The sequence below is a fragment of the Aureimonas sp. AU12 genome, from assembly GCF_001463705.1.
GTDB lineage: Bacteria > Pseudomonadota > Alphaproteobacteria > Rhizobiales > Rhizobiaceae > Aureimonas.
Map to the genome: position 1 here is coordinate 1 of NZ_BBWH01000017.1, position 15,751 is coordinate 15,751.

15 protein-coding genes are annotated in these 15,751 nt (G+C 70.7%); 9 read left to right on the plus strand and 6 right to left on the minus strand.

Going from position 1 to position 15,751, the window contains the following annotated elements; all coding sequences use genetic code 11:
• Positions 1-68: 68 nt before the first annotated feature.
• Entirely contained in the window at positions 69-1,688 is a 1,620-nt protein-coding gene (locus tag AUL33_RS06480; protein WP_062205454.1) for an ABC transporter substrate-binding protein, read from the minus strand.
• Positions 1,689-1,980: 292 nt separating this feature from the next.
• Between AUL33_RS06480 and argE the strand changes: the two genes are divergently transcribed.
• The 3 genes from argE (at position 1,981) to AUL33_RS06495 (ending at position 5,352) form a co-directional block, all read left to right on the plus strand.
• Positions 1,981-3,123 (plus strand): acetylornithine deacetylase, encoded by a 1,143-nt coding sequence (gene argE / locus AUL33_RS06485; RefSeq protein WP_062205456.1) that lies wholly within the window; start codon positions 1,981-1,983, stop codon positions 3,121-3,123.
• Positions 3,124-3,242: 119 nt separating this feature from the next.
• On the plus strand, positions 3,243-4,520 hold the full coding sequence (locus AUL33_RS06490; RefSeq protein ID WP_062205459.1) for an FAD-binding oxidoreductase: 1,278 nt from the start codon (positions 3,243-3,245) through the stop codon (positions 4,518-4,520).
• Between the two features lie 112 nt (positions 4,521-4,632).
• Complete coding sequence (locus AUL33_RS06495; protein WP_062205462.1) at positions 4,633-5,352, plus strand: GntR family transcriptional regulator; 720 nt, start codon at positions 4,633-4,635, stop codon at positions 5,350-5,352.
• Here the strand turns inward: AUL33_RS06495 and AUL33_RS06500 are convergent, their stop codons facing one another.
• From AUL33_RS06500 to AUL33_RS06515, 4 genes are read right to left on the minus strand one after another with little or no spacing between them, the layout of a single operon-like run.
• Complete coding sequence (locus AUL33_RS06500) at positions 5,353-6,282, minus strand: glyoxylate/hydroxypyruvate reductase A (protein ID WP_062205465.1); 930 nt, start codon at positions 6,280-6,282, stop codon at positions 5,353-5,355.
• On the minus strand, positions 6,279-7,421 hold the full coding sequence (locus AUL33_RS06505; RefSeq protein WP_062205468.1) for an FAD-binding oxidoreductase: 1,143 nt from the start codon (positions 7,419-7,421) through the stop codon (positions 6,279-6,281). The genes AUL33_RS06500 and AUL33_RS06505 overlap by 4 nt, the downstream gene beginning before the upstream one ends.
• The gene (locus AUL33_RS06510; protein WP_062205471.1) at positions 7,418-8,800 is read right to left on the minus strand and encodes an NAD(P)/FAD-dependent oxidoreductase; all 1,383 of its coding nucleotides are present in this window, start codon (positions 8,798-8,800) and stop codon (positions 7,418-7,420) included. Before AUL33_RS06510 ends, AUL33_RS06505 begins: the two co-directional genes overlap by 4 nt.
• Complete coding sequence (locus tag AUL33_RS06515; protein ID WP_062205473.1) at positions 8,782-9,096, minus strand: (2Fe-2S)-binding protein; 315 nt, start codon at positions 9,094-9,096, stop codon at positions 8,782-8,784. Before AUL33_RS06515 ends, AUL33_RS06510 begins: the two co-directional genes overlap by 19 nt.
• Positions 9,097-9,445: 349 nt before the next feature.
• Between AUL33_RS06515 and AUL33_RS06520 the strand changes: the two genes are divergently transcribed.
• From AUL33_RS06520 to AUL33_RS06545, 6 genes are all read left to right on the plus strand, one after another.
• Positions 9,446-10,108, plus strand: a complete 663-nt coding sequence (locus tag AUL33_RS06520; protein WP_062205476.1) for a haloacid dehalogenase type II — start codon at positions 9,446-9,448, stop codon at positions 10,106-10,108.
• Complete coding sequence (locus AUL33_RS06525; RefSeq protein ID WP_062205478.1) at positions 10,105-10,857, plus strand: cupin domain-containing protein; 753 nt, start codon at positions 10,105-10,107, stop codon at positions 10,855-10,857. Before AUL33_RS06520 ends, AUL33_RS06525 begins: the two co-directional genes overlap by 4 nt.
• Positions 10,858-10,927: 70 nt before the next feature.
• On the plus strand, positions 10,928-12,031 hold the full coding sequence (locus AUL33_RS06530) for an FAD-binding oxidoreductase (RefSeq protein ID WP_062205481.1): 1,104 nt from the start codon (positions 10,928-10,930) through the stop codon (positions 12,029-12,031).
• A complete protein-coding gene (locus tag AUL33_RS06535) occupies positions 12,031-13,512 on the plus strand; it encodes an aldehyde dehydrogenase (RefSeq protein WP_062205529.1) in 1,482 nt (493 codons plus the stop codon). The genes AUL33_RS06530 and AUL33_RS06535 overlap by 1 nt, the downstream gene beginning before the upstream one ends.
• Positions 13,513-13,594: 82 nt before the next feature.
• Positions 13,595-14,446 (plus strand): GNAT family N-acetyltransferase, encoded by an 852-nt coding sequence (locus tag AUL33_RS06540; protein ID WP_192843150.1) that lies wholly within the window; start codon positions 13,595-13,597, stop codon positions 14,444-14,446.
• A 104-nt stretch (positions 14,447-14,550) separates the two neighbouring features.
• Positions 14,551-15,042, plus strand: coding sequence for an Lrp/AsnC family transcriptional regulator (locus AUL33_RS06545; RefSeq protein WP_280137798.1), 492 nt, complete (start codon positions 14,551-14,553; stop codon positions 15,040-15,042).
• 15 nt (positions 15,043-15,057) lie between these two features.
• Here AUL33_RS06545 and AUL33_RS06550 read toward each other — a convergent pair whose 3' ends face one another.
• Positions 15,058-15,636, minus strand: a complete 579-nt coding sequence (locus AUL33_RS06550) for a TetR/AcrR family transcriptional regulator (protein WP_062205487.1) — start codon at positions 15,634-15,636, stop codon at positions 15,058-15,060.
• Positions 15,637-15,751 lie beyond the last annotated feature (115 nt).

Consider the following 15,751-nt stretch of genomic DNA (forward strand, 5'->3'; position numbering starts at 1 on the left):
GGGGCGGGAGAAGGGGCGGGGCGATCCGCCGGCGCGGGCGGCCGGCGGATCGGACGGGGAATTCGGCGTCAGGCGTCGAGCCAGACGAACTCGCCGAAGCCGTAGCCCATCATCGCGCCCGTCGGCATCGGCTTCAGACCTTTCAGCGACTTCGAGTGGACGTCGAGGTTGGAGATGAAGGTTGGGATCACGACGCCGGACTGCTCGTGGATGAGCACCTGCGCATCGTGGTACATCTGGCGGCGCTTGTCCTCGTCGGTCTCGGCGCGGGCGCCGACCACGAGCTGGTCGAACTGCTCGTTCTTCCAGCGCGACTCGTTCCAGTCGGCATTCGACATGAAGAAGAGGCTGAGGAGGAGATCGGCGGTCGGGCGCGGGTTGATGTTGCCGAAGCCTACCGGCGACTTCATCCAGTAGTTCGACCAGTAGCCGTCCGAGGGCACGCGCTGCACGTCGAGCGTGACGCCGATCTTGCCGGCCTCCTGCTGCATCAGCGTCGCCATCTCCACCGAATTGTCGGCCGCCGGCGAGGCGACCACCGGGATGGTGGAGCCGAGAACGCCGGCCTTTCCGAAGTGGAACCTGGCCTTTTCCGGGTCGAAGGCGCGCTGCGGCAGGTCGGCATGGAAGCGGTTGGAGGCCGGAATCGGCTGGTCGTTGGCGATCTCGGCATAGCCGCGATAGATCGCCGATTTGATCAGCTCGCGGTTCATCAGGGACTTCATGCCCAGGACGAAGTCGGGGTTGGCGCCCGGGCCCTCGTCGAGGCGGGTGATGAGATTGGTGTAGTTGCCGGCGCTCGTCTGCAGGATGTCGAAGGCGCCGGTGCCCTCGATGGCGGCGAGCGAGCGCGGGTTGATCGTCGAGGCGAGCTGCACGTCGCCCGACATCAGGGCGTTGACGCGGGCCTGCTCGTCGGCGAGGCCGAAGAACTCGATGCCGTCGAGATGGGGGCCGGAATTGCGCCAGTAGTTCTCGTTGCGGGTGGCCAGCGTGCGAACGCCCGGCTGGAACTCGGCGACCTTGAACGGCCCGGTGCCGATGCCCCTGGTGAAGTCGGTGGTGCCGTCGGGCACGATGAGGAACTGGCTGGTGCCGAGGATCGCCGGGAAGTCGGCGTTCGGGCCGCTCAGCGTGATCTGCACCTCGCTGTCGCCGTTGGCGGTGATCTCGGCCATCTGCGCGGCGAGCTTCTGCGCTTTCGAGCCGAGCGCGGGATCGAGATGGCGCTTCAGCGAGAAGAGGACGTCCTTCGAGGTCAGCGACTTGCCGTCATGGAAGGTGACCCCGGTGCGCAGCTTGAAGACCCAGACCTTGGCGTCCTTGGTCTCGAAGCTCTCGGCGAGCTCGGGCTGGGCGGTGCCGGTCTCGTCGATGCGCGAGAGGCCGTTGTAGAAGAAGTTGCAGCGCGTGTAGTCGGAGGCGTTGGAGGCCTTGGCGGGGTCGAGCGTGTCGGCCGTCGAGGCGGCGTAGCTGGCGACGCGGATCGAGCCGCCGCGCCTGGGCTCGGCGGCCAGCGCGCGGGTGGCGCCGGCGAAGACCGATCCGCCCATCGCCAGGCCCATGCCGGCAAAGCCCAGCATGGCCAGCACGTCGCGGCGATTGGCGCCGCGGCGCACCGCGTCCATCAGTTGGACCCGGTCACGCGGGTTCAGGGCCTCGAATGCGTCTGCGCCTTGCTTCGACATCGTATCCACCTTCGGGAGCCCGGATTTCGAGGGTCGTGTTCGCCGTGCCCACCGGTCGGGATGGCACGGGCCGGCGCGGGCCGGGACGGGGGTCTGCCGCACCGCCGCATTTTTGCGCAGCTTTCCGTCGGCACAATTCATCATCACCATCTTCGTATGATTGTCAACAATCATAACGCAAGCTAGGAGTGGTCCGCGGGTCACGCTGAACGAGGATGGTCAGCCCGCCGCCAAACCGTACGGTCGTTTCGCCCGTCGCGTCGCCATCGCGCCAGAATTTCGGAGTTGCCCCATGTCCCGCACCGCCGACATCCTGGAGCGCCTCGTCGCCTTTCCCTCCGTGTGCCGCACACCGAACGGGGAGATCGTCGCCTTCTGTCACGATCTCCTCCAGGCCGCCGGCGCCGCCGTCACGGTGCTGCCGGGGCCGGAGGGTGACCGGGCCAATCTCTTCGCCACCTTCGGGCCGCCCGGCGTGCCCGGCTTCATCCTCTCGGCCCATCTCGACGTCGTGCCGGCAGGCGAGGGTTGGAGCGGCGACCCGTTCCGCCTGCGGCGGACCGGCGATCGGTTCGTGGGACGCGGCGCGGCCGACATGAAGGGCTTCGTCGCCTGCGTGCTGGCGGGGGTCGCCGACCTGCCGCAGGATCTCGCCCGGCCGCTGCATGTGGCGCTGTCCTACGACGAGGAGATAGGCTGCGTCGGCGTGCCCCACATGATCGAGCGCCTGCCGGACCTCTGCGCCATGCCCACGGCCTGCCTGGTCGGCGAGCCCTCCGATCTCCATCCGGTGCTGCGCCACAAGGGCAAGGTCGCCGGGCGCATCACCGTTCGGGGGCGCACGGGACACTCCTCTCGGCCCGATCTCGCCGACAACGCCGTGCATCTGGCCGCCGACGTCATCGCGCTCATCCGCGACCTCGGGCGGGACTACGGTGCGAACGGGCCGTTTCATCCGCTCTTCGAGCCGCCGGCCTCGACGCTGCAGGTCGGCATCGTGTCCGGGGGCACCGGGGTCAACATCGTGCCCGATCTCTGCCGCCTCGAATGGGAGGCGCGGGCCGTGCCCGGCCTCGATCCGATGGTGATCCTTCGCGCCGTCGAGGCCGGCATCGCCGCGCTCCTGCGCCCCTACGAGGCGGCCGGTCGCAGCCTTCGGGCAGCGTGCGAGATCACGGCGGCCTATCCCGCGCTCGACCTGCCGGACGAGGCGCCGCTGCGCTATCTCGCGGAAGGCCTGTCGGGACAGCCGGCGCTCGGGGCCGTCAGCTACGGCACGGAGGCCGGGCTCTTCCAGGCCGCCGGCATTCCCTCGATCGTCTGTGGTCCCGGCAGCATCACGCAGGCCCATCGCCCCGACGAGTCGATCGGATTGGGTGATCTTGCAGCCTGCGATGCGATGCTGGCGCGCCTTGCCGCGACGCTCGTGCGGTAGGACGCCCGCGACATCGCTTCGCGCACCATAGGATTATTGTTGACAATCCTACAACTGAGAGGAAGATGGCCGAATGTCGGGCTGTCGGTCCGACCCGCCCATCACAGGTTCCCGATCCCATGAAGCTCGCATCCTACTGGCTCGACACCGCGCCGCCTTTCACAGGAGGCATAGACGCGCCGGTCTCCGGCCGCTTCGACGTGGCTGTGGTCGGCGCCGGTTTCACCGGCCTGTCGGCGGCGCTGGCCTTGGCGAAGAAGGGGGCGAGCGTCGCGGTGCTGGAGGCCGGCGAGGTCGGCGGCGCCGCATCGGGGCGCAACGGCGGCCAGTGCAACAACGGCTTCGCGCTCGACTATCGCTCCACCGCCGCCCTGCTCGGCGAGGAGCGCGCCGCCTCGCTCTACCATGCCTACGACGCGGCGGTGGACACGGTGGAGCGGATCGTCGGCGAGGAGGGCATCGCCTGCGACTTCCGGCGCACCGGCAAGCTGAAGCTCGCCGCCAAGCCCGAGCATTTCGACAAGCTGCAGCGCACCTTCGAGGCGGTGTCGCGCCATGCCGATCCCGACACGATGCTCGTGCGCCGCGAGGATCTGGGCTCCGAGGTCGGCTCCGAACGGTTCTTCGGCGGCCTCGTCTATCGCAAGAGCGCCGGCATGCATGTCGGCAAGTTCGCGAGGGGGCTGGCCACGGCCGCGGCAGGCCACGGCGCCAGCATCTTCGAGCGTAGCGCCGTCACCCGCATGCGCCGGCTGGAGGGCGCCGCGCATGAGATCTCGACGGTGCGCGGCACGCTGCGCGCCGATCAGGTGCTGATGGCGACGGGCGCCTCGATGGTCGGGCCGCTCGGCTGGTTCCGTCGCCGCATCGTGCCCATCGGCTCCTTCGTGATCGTCACCGAGCCGCTGCCGCGCGACGTGCTGGACCGGCTGATGCCGACGCGGCGCATGGCCACCGATTCGAAGAATGTCGGCACCTATTTCCGCGTAACGCCCGACGACCGGCTGCTCTTCGGAGGTCGCGCGCGCTTCGCGGTCTCCAATCCGCTGTCGGACGAGAAGAGCGGCAAGGTGCTGCGCCGCGCGCTCAATGCCACCTTCCCGCAGCTGCGCGACGCGCGCATCGACTATTGCTGGGGCGGCGTCGTCGACATGACCGCCGACCGCCTGCCGCGCGCGGGCGAGCGCGACGGCCTGTTCTATTCGATGGGCTACAGTGGCCACGGCACGCAGATGGCGACCCACATGGGCACCGTCATGGCCGAGGTGCTCGACGGGCGGGCCGAGCGCAATCCTTTCGCGGGCCTCGACTGGAAGGCCATTCCCGGCCATTTCGGGCGGCCCTGGTTCCTGCCTTTCGTCGGCGCCTACTACCGGCTGCAGGACGTTCTGCATTAGAAGACGCAGCGCAAGACCCCTGGCCTGAAGGGCATCGGTGCCCGTAGGCGGCGCCGCTCTCCTGCGGCGATGGGGACGATCCCAGCGAGATCACGAGGAGACGGCGCCCGCCATGGCTGAACCTGCCGACGACCCGAAGGCGAAGGGCCCCAAGCGCCTCGTGCGCACCACCCTGTCCGGCCAGATCGCCGGCCAGATCCGCGCCTCGATCCTCGACGGCACTTTCGCGCTCGGCTCGCAGCTCAACGAGATGGAGCTGGCCGCGAGCTTCGGCGTCAGCCGCGGCCCGGTGCGCGAGGCGATGCAGCGCCTGATCCAGGAGGGCCTGCTGCGCTCGGAGCCCCATCGCGGCGTCTTTGTGCCCGAGCTCTCGCCAGCCGATCTGCTCGACATCTACTTCGTGCGCAAGTCGCTCGAACTCGTGGCGATGGCCCGGATCATGGACCGGGCCGACCGACGCTCCGTGGTCGCCGACCTCACCACGATCGCCCACGAGATGACGCAGGCGCTCGAGCGCCAGGACTGGCTGCTCATCGCCGATCTCGACATGCGCTTTCATCGCCGCATCGTCGACGAGGCCGGCAGCGAGCGTCTGTCGCGCTCCTTCGCCACGCTGCAGGCCGAGACACGGCTCTGCCTGCAGATGCTGATGGGCGGCTACCGCCAGAACGAGGTGCTCGTCGAGGAGCACCAGTTGTTGGCCGATCTCATCGCCGGCGACGACAAGGCGGCCGCGATGCGCGAACTCGAACGCCATTTCGGCGATCCCGTGCGCACGCTCGAGAAGGCCAACGCCTCCCGCAGGGAGACGTTCGGCGCCGAGGCCGCCTGATCAGTAGCCCTGGCTGCGATCCACGAGGTTGTCGATCGGCCGGCCCGCACGATGGGCCCGGATGCCGGCGATGACCTGACGGGCCGCGCCCGCCGGGTGCGTGGCGCTGGCGATGTGGGGCGTGGCGATGATGCGGGGATGGTGCAGCAGCGGGTGGTCCGGCATCGGCGGCTCCTCGGCGAGGACGTCGAGCACCGCGGCACGGATCCGGCCGCTGTCCAGCGCCACCAGGAGGTCGGCCTCGACGAGATGCGCGCCGCGCCCGGCATTGACGAGGCCGGCGCCGGGAGCGAGACCGGCGAACAGCCCGGCATCGAGGATGCCGCGCGTCGCGGGGGTCAGCGGCAAGAGGCAGACGAGGATGTCGATGTCCGCCAGGAACGCCGCGCGCTCGCCGTCTCCCGCAAAGCAGGCGATGCCATCCAGCACCTTGCGCGATGCGCTCCAGCCGCGCACGGCAAAGCCCATGGCTTGAAGCGCAACGGCGGCGGCCTGTCCCATCACGCCGAGCCCCATGATGCCGACGCGCCGGTCCGCGGCGCGCCGCACCGGCCGCGCCTGCCAGCGCCCGGCGGCCTGGTCGGCGAGATAATCGGGCATGTCCCGGTGCAACATGAGGATGGCCATGACGACGTACTCGACCATGGAGCGCGTCAGGTCGGGATCCACCATGCGAACCACATGAACGGCCGCCGGGATCTCGGCGAAGGGCAGGTGGTCGATCCCCGCGCCGATGCAGAACAGCGCCTCGAGGCGCGGCATCCCTTCCGGCAGGGCGGCCGGCGGCTGCCAGGCGACGAGATAGGCCGAGTCTCGCGCGCGTGCGTCCCCGTCCCAGTCGACCAGCGTCAGCTCGGGGGCTTCGTTCCGGAACACCTCGTGCCAGACGGCGCCGCGCACCGGGTCAGACTTGTAGGCGACAAGGGTCATGGCGTCGGGCTTTCGGCGGGAGCGGCGAAGCGGGCGATCGAATAGGGCTCGATCGGCGTCGTGGTGGCGCCGGTGGCGATGAGTTCGGCCATCACGTCGCCGACCCCCGGCCCGATCTGGAAGCCGGCGCCGCAGAAGCCGAAGGCGTAGAAGAGGCCCGGCGTCGTGGCGCTCGGCCCCATGACCGGCACGTCGTCGGGCAGGTAGCTCTCGACCCCGCTCCAGGTGCGGATGATGGCGACGCGGGCGAGCGCCGGAATCACCCGGCGCATCTGGGCAAACTGGCCGAGGATGTTCTCCGGCAGCACGGCGGCGCGGTTGGTCTCGTTCGAGGCGGGCCCGCGCGTCGAGCCGCCATAGACGATGTTGCCGCGCTTCACCTGCCGGAAGTAGACGGTCTCGTGGACATGCGGCGTCGAGACGCCGAAGGTCGGCTCGATCCGGTAGGGCAGGGGCTCCGTCACCGCCATCTGCGGTCCGTGCACCGAGAGCGGCACCGGCTCGCCGAAGGTCGAGGACAGCCGGTTGCCCCAGGCGCCCGCCGTCACCAGCACGACGGGCGCGCGGAACTCGCCGCGCTCGCGGGTCGCGACACGAAAGTCCTCGCCGTCGCGCTCGATGCCGAGAACCTCCGTGCCCTCCTCCAGCCGCGCCCCGGCGCGCACCGCGGCGCGGCCGAAGGCGGGGGCGGTGAGGCGCGGGTTGGCATGGCCGTCCACGGGCGCGAAACAGCCGGCGATCGCCTCGCGGCCGATATAGGGAAAGCGATGGCGCAGCGCGTTGGCGCTGATCATCTCGAGGTCGAGCCCGTAGGCGCTGGCGTCCCGCGCATAGGCTTCCAGCCTGGCCGCCTGGTCCGGCGTGTAGCAGACGCGCAGGTGCCCCGAGGCGACGAACTCGCAATCCTCGCCGATCAGCTCGGGAAGCCGGCCCCAGATCTCGCGCGCCCGGTTGGCGAGCGGCAGCTGGTGCAGGTAGCGCCCCTGCCGGCGGACATTGCCGAAATTGGTGCCGCTCGCCTGCTGGCCGGTCAGGCCGCGCTCGATCAGCGTCACCGACAGCCCGCGTCGGCGCAGGAAGAAGGCGGAGGCGCATCCCATGATGCCGCCGCCGACGATGACGACGTCGGAGCGGTTCATGCCGGCTCTCCCTCATCCATGGTGAGCGTCGCGATCGAGATCGGCTTGACCGGCGCCTGCCCGCGCAGCCGCCCGGCATCCTCCAGCGTCGAGCCGGCGGCGTCCGCCAGGATCTCGGCGGCGGCCGAGCCGCAGAAGCGACCCTGGCAGCGGCCCATGCCGATGCGCGACAGCGCCTTGGCGCGGTTCAGCTCCGGCGCGCCCTTGGCCCGTGCGGCCTCGCGCAGCTCGCCGGCGGTAATCGCCTCGCAGCGGCAGAGGATCGTGTCGTCCGCCACTCCCCGCGCCAGATGCGCCGGCCAGGGAAAAGCCTGCGCCAGCCCGTCGCGGAAGCGCTCCATGGCGACGATCCGCGCACGTAGAACGTCGCGCTCGAACTCGGCCGCCTCCAGCCCATGATCGGCGAGCACTGCCAGCGCGGCGAGCGTGCCGGCGGTCTCGGCGGCGTCGGCGCCGAGGATGCGCACGCCGTCGCCGGCGAGATAGACGCCGGCGCGCGGGCTGCGCCCGTCGCGGTCGGCCTCGGGGCGCCAGCTCTTCGTGCGGGCGTCGAAGACGAAGGGGCAGCCGGCGAGGTCGGCGAGCTGGGTCTCGGAGCGAAGGTGATAGCCCATCGCCACCGCGTCGCCTTCCGTCACATGCTCGGCCCCGGCTTCGTCGCGCCAGCGAAGGGCGCAGACGCCTTGCGTGCCCTCCACCGCCAGTGGCACCACGCCGTTGTGGACGGGCACCCGCCGCGCCGCCAGCATGGCGCGGAACCAGAGCCCGCGGGCGAGGAACTCGGGCCGGGCGGCCAGGCGCGGCAAGGCTTTCACCTGCGCACCGAAGGGCGAGGTGTCGAGCACGGCGGCGACCGCGACGCCGGCCTTGGCGTATTGATGGGCGACGAGATAAAGGAGCGGCCCGGTGCCGAGGAAGACGACGCGCGAGCCGACGGCGCAGCCTTGCGCCTTCAGCGCGATCTGCGCGCCGCCGAGCGAATAGCAGCCCGGCAGCGTCCAGCCCGGCAGCGGCAGCAGCCGGTCGGTCGCGCCCGTCGCGAGGATGAGCGCGTCGAAGCGCAGCGCCTCGGCCACCCCGTCGCGGACGGTGTGGAGCGTGTCGTCGCGCAGGGCCCAGGCGAGCGTCTCCGGCCGGTAGTCGATCGCGCCGGCCAGCGCGTCGAAGCTGCCGTGCAGCGCGCGGGCGCGGGCGGCATCGAATCCGTAGAGCGCTTCGGGCGAACGGCGGTGCCCCTCGGGCGGGCGGCGGTAGATCTGCCCGCCCGAAACCCGCGCCTCGTCGATGACGATCGGGCGCAGGCCGGCGAGGACGAGGCGCTCGCTGGCGCGCATGCCGGCGGGGCCGGCGCCCACCACGATTACGCTGGGATCGGCCATGACGCCTCCGGGGGCTGGGTGGTGACGACGCGAAGGCCATCCGTCGCGGATGTCGTGCAGGCGCGCAGGCGCTCGCCGTCCGGGGTCCACATCCAGCAGTCCTGGCAGGCGCCCATCAGGCAGAAGCCGGCGCGCGGCCCGTCGGCAAACTCCGACCGGCGCAGCGTGCCGCCGTTCGTCAGCACGGCGACCATCAGCGTGTCGCCCGCCAGCGCCCGGACGGCGACGCCGTCCACCTCGATCGTGATCGCGGGGCGCTGTGTCTCCGCGACGCGCCTGAAGCGGGGTGTTGTCACGAGGGGGAGCTCTCCTTGGCCAAAGCCTGACCCGCCTCAGCGGCGGTTGCGAGACTCATTCTAGACTGGGGACACCGGCAAGATCGCCCGTTCGTGCGCGGCCGGAACACGCGATCGGCCGCGTCGCGGCGGGCCGGAACGGCAGAGCCTGCCGCGCGCGCCGACGGCGGCGTTGTCCGCGGCCAGGCGGTGCCGCCGGCCGCGGCATGTCCTGCCGCACCGGGCGATGCCAACGGCAGGATCGCGCCGGGCACGCCGGCAAACCCAGCGTCGTCTGTCGGCCCAGGCGGTTAGTCTGACAAGGCATCGGGGCGGCGGCGTCCCGGCCCGTTCTTCCCCGGAGTTCTCCATGGCCCGCCCCAAGTTCATCACCTTCGACTGCTACGGGACGCTCGTCTATTTCCAGATGGCTCCCGTCGCCCGCGCCCTCTACGCCGACCGCGTCGCGCCGGACGCGATGGACCGGTTCATCGCCGACTTCTCCGCCTTCCGGCTCGACGAGGTGCTCGGCGCCTTCAAGCCCTACAAGGAGGTCGTCGCCAACGCGCTGGTCCGCACCTGCCGGCTGAACGGCGTCGACTACCGCGACAGCGACATCGACACGGTCTACGCGACCGTGCCGACCTGGGGCCCGCATCCGGACGTGCCGGAGGCCTTGGCGCGCATCGCCAGGGAGATCCCCGTGGTCGGCCTCACCAACTCGATGATCGACCTCATCCCGCCCTCGATCGAGAAGCTCGGCGCGCCGTTCCACAAGGTCATCACCGCCGAGGAGACCGGCGCCTACAAGCCGCAGATGAAGGGCTTCGAATATATGCTCGATGCGCTCGGCGCCCGGCCGGAGGAGGTGATGCACTGCTCCTCCTCGTTCCGCTACGACCTGATGACGGCGCACGACATGCGCTTCGGACGGCGCGTCTTCGTCAATCGCGGCCACGAGCCCTCGAACCCTCACTACTCGACCGACGAGATCGCCGATCTTCGCGGCCTCCCCGGGCTGCTCGGCCTGTGAGCGCGACCGCCGAGACCCACGCGGAGCTGCGCACCTTTTACGACCTGCGCCGCTTCGCCGCCGAGACGCCCGCCGCCGAGACGCCCGCCGCCGGCGATGCGTTCGTCGCGGCCCGCCGCCGCCTGCCGATGGCCGATGGTGCGGTCGGCGTCTTCTTGGTTCGCCTGCCCGCTGGATCTGGCGCGGTGGAGGCGCTTGCGGCCGACGAGTTCGCGATTGTCCTCGAGGGCGAGATCGCGCTGACCTCGGATGACGGCATCCCGCACCCGTTCGGCGAGGATGCGAGCTTCGTTCTGACCAAGGGCGCGCGCTTCGCCTGGAGCGCGGCCCGCGATACCACGCTCGTCGTCGTCAGTTATCCCGGCGGCGGTGCCGACGTGGGTGGGGGCGAGGCGCCCGCGATCGTCGCCATCGACAGGGCGGCGGCGCTGACGGCGTCGAAGCCGCCGCTCGCCGAGCTTCTCGTCGGCGAAACGCCGAGCTGCCGCAGCCACACCGACTATCTCTCGGGCGACGGCGAGTTCGTCTGCGGCGTCTGGGATTCGACGCCCTACTTTCGCAAGTCGATGCTCTACCGGCATCACGAGCTGATGCATCTCCTGGAGGGCTCCGTCACCTTCGTCGACGAGAGCGGCCGGTCTCAGACCTTCGCCAAGGGCGACGTCTTCTTCGTCGAGGCCGGGGCGCACTGTTCCTGGGACAGCCGCGAACCCGTCGCCAAGGTCTACGCCATCCACCGCCCGGCCTGAACCGCGGCGCCTGGGCGCCCACTCGGCGTCTCGGGCGTTCGCGTCCCATATCCCTCGTCAGGAGTTTCCCATGAGCCGTGTCGTCATCGTCGGAGGCGGGATCGTCGGCCTGTCCACGGCCCGCGCCTTCGTCAAGCGAGGCTTCGACGTGCATGTGATCGACCAGGGGCCGATCCCGCATCCGCGCGGCGCCTCGGTCGACCGGCACCGGATGATCCGACCCCATTACGGCGCGGCCACCGGCTATGCCCGCATGGTGGCGCCCGCCTTCGAGGCCTGGGACCGGGTGTGGGACGATCTCGGCGAGGCGCATTTCGAGGACACGGGCGCCATCGCGATCTCGCTCGAGGAGGGCGACTACGCCGCCAAGACGCTGGCGAGCTTCCGCGAGGCCGGCCTAAACCACGAGGTGCTCGACCGCGACGGCGTCGAGGCGGCGCTGCCGCACCTGACGCTGCCCGAGGGCGCCTGGGGTGTCGTCGCCGCGCCGGCCGGGCCGCTCTTTGCCGACCGCATCGTCGCCGGGCTCGCCGACTGGCTGCGGGCCAGGGGCGCGCGGCTGGAGGAGAACACCCGCATCGCCCGCGTCGATCCCGAACGGGGCCTGGCCTGGCGCGAGGACGGCTCGGAAATCTCGGGCGACCACCTCCTCGTCGCCGCCGGAGCCTGGCTACCCGGCCTGATGCCGGAGCATCACGGCGAGGCGCCGGCTTACCGGCAGGCGCTGCTCTATGTCGAGCCGCCGGCGGAGTACGTGCAGTCCTGGCGCGAGGCGCCCGCCATCGTGACGCTGGGCGACGCCACCGGCTACACGCTGCCCGACCGGCGCGGGGCCGGCCTGAAGATCGGCTACAGCGCCCATCGTCGCCGCGCCCGGCTCGACGTCGAGGGCTTCGAGAGCGATATCGAGACGGAGTCGAAGATCATCCTCGCGCCGTTCGCCCCCTATTTCCGCGAGATCGAGGCCTATCGGCCGATCCGCATCCAGCTCGGCTACTACATCCTGGCGCCCGAGCGCCGGTTCAGGCTGGTGGCGGGCGGGCGGGGCCTCGTCGTCACCGACTGCGACGGGCAGATGTTCAAGTTCGGCCCGCTTCTGGGCGAGCGCATCGCCGACATGTTCGAAGGCCGCGAGAGCCCACAGGCGCTCGCACACTGGGCGGCGGGGCATTGATGGACACGGCGCTCTCCTTCGACCCGGCCGCCGTCCGCATTCCCAGCGGGCACTTTATCGACGGCGAGCTTGTCATGGGCGCCGGCGAGACGATCGCGGTCGCGCGTCCCTCCGACGCGTCGGGGATCGCCGACCTGCCGATCGCCGACGCCGCCACGGTGGACCGCGCCGTCGAAAACGCCGCAGAGGCGCAGCGCGCCAGCGGCTGGGGCACGATGGCACCGCGCGAGCGCGCCCGCCTCATGCGCCGCTTCGCCGACCATATCGAGGCGAACGGCGTCGAACTCGGGCGGCTCGAGGCGCTGTCCTCGACACGGCCGATCACCGACGCGATGGCCTACGACGTGCCCTCGACGGCCGAGGCCTTCCGCTTCTTCGCCGAATATTGCGACAAGCTCGGCGGCGAGGTCGCGGCGACGCGCCACGAGCATCTCGGGCTCGTGGTGTCGGAGCCCTACGGCGTCGTCGCGGCGATCACCCCGTGGAACTTCCCGCTCTCCATGGTCTCGTGGAAGGCCGGGGCGGCGATGGCGGCCGGCAATGCCGTCGTCGTCAAACCCTCGGAAATGACGCCCTTCTCCACCGTGCGCCTTGCCGAACTCGCGGTTGAGGCCGGCCTTCCCGCCGGTCTCTTCAACGTCGTGCAGGGCGACGGGCGCACCACCGGCGATGCGCTCTGCCGCCATCCGCGCATCGGCAAGATCTCCTTCACCGGATCGACCGCGACGGGCGCGGCGATCATGGCAGCCTCGGCGGCGTCCGGCGTCAAGCCGCTGACGCTGGAACTCGGCGGCAAGAGCCCGCAGCTCGTCTTCGCCGACATTCCCGACATCGACCGGACCGCCGGTCACGTCGCGGGCTCTATCCTCTATAATGCCGGTCAGGTCTGCGTCGCCGGCTCGCGGCTCATCGTCGAGGCGGGCGTCCACGACGCGCTCCTCGCCAACCTCGTGAAGCGGTTCGAGGCGGTGCGGCCGGGCGTCACCTGGAATGCCGCGACGGGCTTCGCCCCGATCGTCTCGCGCCGGCAGATGGAGCGCATCGACGACATCGTCCAGCGCACGCTGAAGGCCGGCGCCACCGCGCTGACCGGCGGGCGGCCAATGGCGGGGCAGGGGGACGGAGCCTTCTACGAGCCGACGATCCTCATCGGCGTCACGCCCGACATGCCCGCCGCGCACGAGGAGATCTTCGGGCCGGTGCTCACCGTCCAGAGCTTCCACGGCGAGGCGGAGGGGATCGCGCTCGCCGACCACCCCGACTATGGGCTCTGCGCTGGCGTCCACACCGCCGATCTCGGCCGCGCGATGCGGGCGATGCGGGCGGTTCAGGCCGGCACGGTCTGGATCAACCGCTACGGGCGCACCGCCGACTTCGTCATCCCGACGGGGGGCTTCAAGCGTTCGGGGATCGGCAAGGATCTCGGGCGCGAGGCGGTGATCGCGAACCTTCGCCACAAGAGCGTCCTCATCGAATTCTGAGCCGCAAAGCGCCGACCCCGAAGCCCTTCTCGAAGACCCTGCCCCACCAGATGTCCGGCCGCACCCCATGGAAGCCCAGACGATGACGAGCACCAGCATCGACCTCACCACGATCCGCCCGATGGAGGCCGCCGACATCGACGCCGTCCACGGCCTGTCGGTGGAGGTGCGCTGGCCGCACCGGCCCGACGACTGGCGCCTCGTTCATGCGGTGGGCCACGGGCTGGTGGCGGCGGACGAGGGCGGGCGCGTCATGGGCTCGGCCATGTGGTGGCCCTTCGGCGAAGGGCTGGCGACGATCGGCATGGTGATCGTCTCGCCGCGCCTGCAGGGCAAGGGCACCGGCCGGCGCCTGATGCGCGAGATCTTCGCGGCGGCGGGTTCGCGCACCATCCGCCTTGTCGCCACCGCCGCCGGGCAGCGCCTCTACGAATCCGAAGGGTTTCGCGCCACCGGCACGATCACCCAGTATCAGGGCACCGCGTCGGTGGAGGGCTTACCCAAGGACGCGCGTGCGCGCCCCGCCGGCGCGCAGGACCGCGCCGCCATCGAGCGGCTCGACCGCGAGGCGACGGGCGGCGACCGCAGCCATATGCTGGCCGCGCTGGCCGGCGTCGGCAAGGTCGTGGTGATCGAGGAGGGCGGCACCGTGACCGGCTTCGCCGTCTGCCGCGCCTTCGGCCGCGGCCATGTCGTGGGGCCGATCATCGCCGCGTCGGCCGAGGATGCCGCGGCGCTCGCCGCGCCCTTCGTGCGCGAGCATGCCGGCGCCTTCCTGCGCATCGACACGCCGCAGACGGCTGGCGCGATGATCGACTTCATCGAGGGCACCGGCCTGCAGCAGGTCGACCGCGTCGTGCAGATGACCCGCGGCGCGGCCCCGGCGAGCGGCCCGGCCAAGGTGTTCGGCCTCACCAACCAGGCGCTGGGCTAGGAGCCGAGCCGTCGCCTCGCGGCGGCGCGCGAACTTGGGTATGGGAGAGAGTGCCGTCCGGCATCGGGGACCGCCCGTGCCGGCGAACCAGTGAGATCAGCGCCGTGAGCCAGCCGACCCTCAAGCTCGACCGGATCGACATGAAGATCCTCGCGGAATTGCAGAAGAACGCGAGGATGACCAACGTCACCCTCGCCGATGCCGTGGGCCTGTCGGCGAGCCCCTGCCTCATGCGCGTCAAGCGGCTGGAGCAGGCGGGCTACATCACCGGCTACGGCGCACATGTGGCGCTGCCCAAACTCGGCGAGACGGTGACGGTGTTTACCGAGATCACCCTCAACGGCCACACGCGCGATTATTTCCAGCGCTTCGAGCAGGCGCTGCGCGGCGTCGAGGAGGCGATGGAGTGCCACCTCGTCAGCGGCGGCTACGACTATCTCGTGAAGTTCGTGACGCGCGGCCTGCCGCACTACCAGGACGTGATCGAGACGCTGATCGACCGCAACATCGGCATCAACAAGTATTTCAGCTACATCGTCCTGCGCACACCCATCGACAAGCCGGAACTGCCGCTCTCCACTCTCTTCGGCGAGTGAGGCGGGGGTCCGGCCTCAATCCGTCGGACGGGGCCGGTGCGCCCTCATGAAGAGGCGGATGCCGCTCTCGATCGTCTCGTCGACCTGATCCGGCGTCGGCGCCTTCAGCCCGAGAAGGCCCCGCATCGGAATGTCGGCGGCGACGACCTGCAGGAACTGCACCGCGGCGAGCGCGGGGTCGGGAACGTCGATCTCGCCGCGATCCGATGCGCCCGCGAGGAAGGCCGCGATCCGGCCCTGCAGCTGCTTGGGGCCCGCCTCGTGGAAGGCATGGCCGAGCTCGGGAAAGCGCGGCACCTGCGCGACGATCGTCCGGTAGAGGGCGATGGCCTCCGGGCCCGCCAGCATCGCCATGAAATTGCGCGCGATCGCGCGCAACACCGTCTCGACGCCGTCGCCGGAGCGGTCGGCCGACCAGATGTCGCCCTCGATCCCGCGGCACTGGTCGGTGACGAGCGTGGCGAAGAGCATCTCCTTGCTGGGGAAATGCACGTAGAGCGTCGCCTTCGAGATGCCGGCCTGCCGCGCGATCGCATCGGTGCTGACGGAATCGTAGGGCTGCTCGAGAAACAGGATCCGCGCGGCGTCGAGCACCTGTCGCACCTTCGGGTTGGTCCGGTCCGGTCCGGCTGTGCCAGTCCCGGCGTCGAGCCCGCCGATCTCGGCATCCGGCGATCTCGAACCTGTCGGCGCTCTCGTTGACCGAGGA

What these genes read in the sequence shown, in the direction of transcription:
- AUL33_RS06480 (WP_062205454.1), bottom strand. Translation starts at nt 1,688, where the DNA reads ATGTCGAAGCAAGGCGCAGACGCATTCGAGGCCCTGAACCCGCGTGAC.
- argE (WP_062205456.1), top strand. Translation starts at nt 1,981, where the DNA reads ATGTCCCGCACCGCCGACATCCTGGAGCGCCTCGTCGCCTTTCCCTCC.
- AUL33_RS06490 (WP_062205459.1), top strand. Translation starts at nt 3,243, where the DNA reads ATGAAGCTCGCATCCTACTGGCTCGACACCGCGCCGCCTTTCACAGGA.
- AUL33_RS06495 (WP_062205462.1), top strand. Translation starts at nt 4,633, where the DNA reads ATGGCTGAACCTGCCGACGACCCGAAGGCGAAGGGCCCCAAGCGCCTC.
- AUL33_RS06500 (WP_062205465.1), bottom strand. Translation starts at nt 6,282, where the DNA reads ATGACCCTTGTCGCCTACAAGTCTGACCCGGTGCGCGGCGCCGTCTGG.
- AUL33_RS06505 (WP_062205468.1), bottom strand. Translation starts at nt 7,421, where the DNA reads ATGAACCGCTCCGACGTCGTCATCGTCGGCGGCGGCATCATGGGATGC.
- AUL33_RS06510 (WP_062205471.1), bottom strand. Translation starts at nt 8,800, where the DNA reads ATGGCCGATCCCAGCGTAATCGTGGTGGGCGCCGGCCCCGCCGGCATG.
- AUL33_RS06520 (WP_062205476.1), top strand. Translation starts at nt 9,446, where the DNA reads ATGGCCCGCCCCAAGTTCATCACCTTCGACTGCTACGGGACGCTCGTC.
- AUL33_RS06530 (WP_062205481.1), top strand. Translation starts at nt 10,928, where the DNA reads ATGAGCCGTGTCGTCATCGTCGGAGGCGGGATCGTCGGCCTGTCCACG.
- AUL33_RS06535 (WP_062205529.1), top strand. Translation starts at nt 12,031, where the DNA reads ATGGACACGGCGCTCTCCTTCGACCCGGCCGCCGTCCGCATTCCCAGC.
- AUL33_RS06540 (WP_192843150.1), top strand. Translation starts at nt 13,595, where the DNA reads ATGACGAGCACCAGCATCGACCTCACCACGATCCGCCCGATGGAGGCC.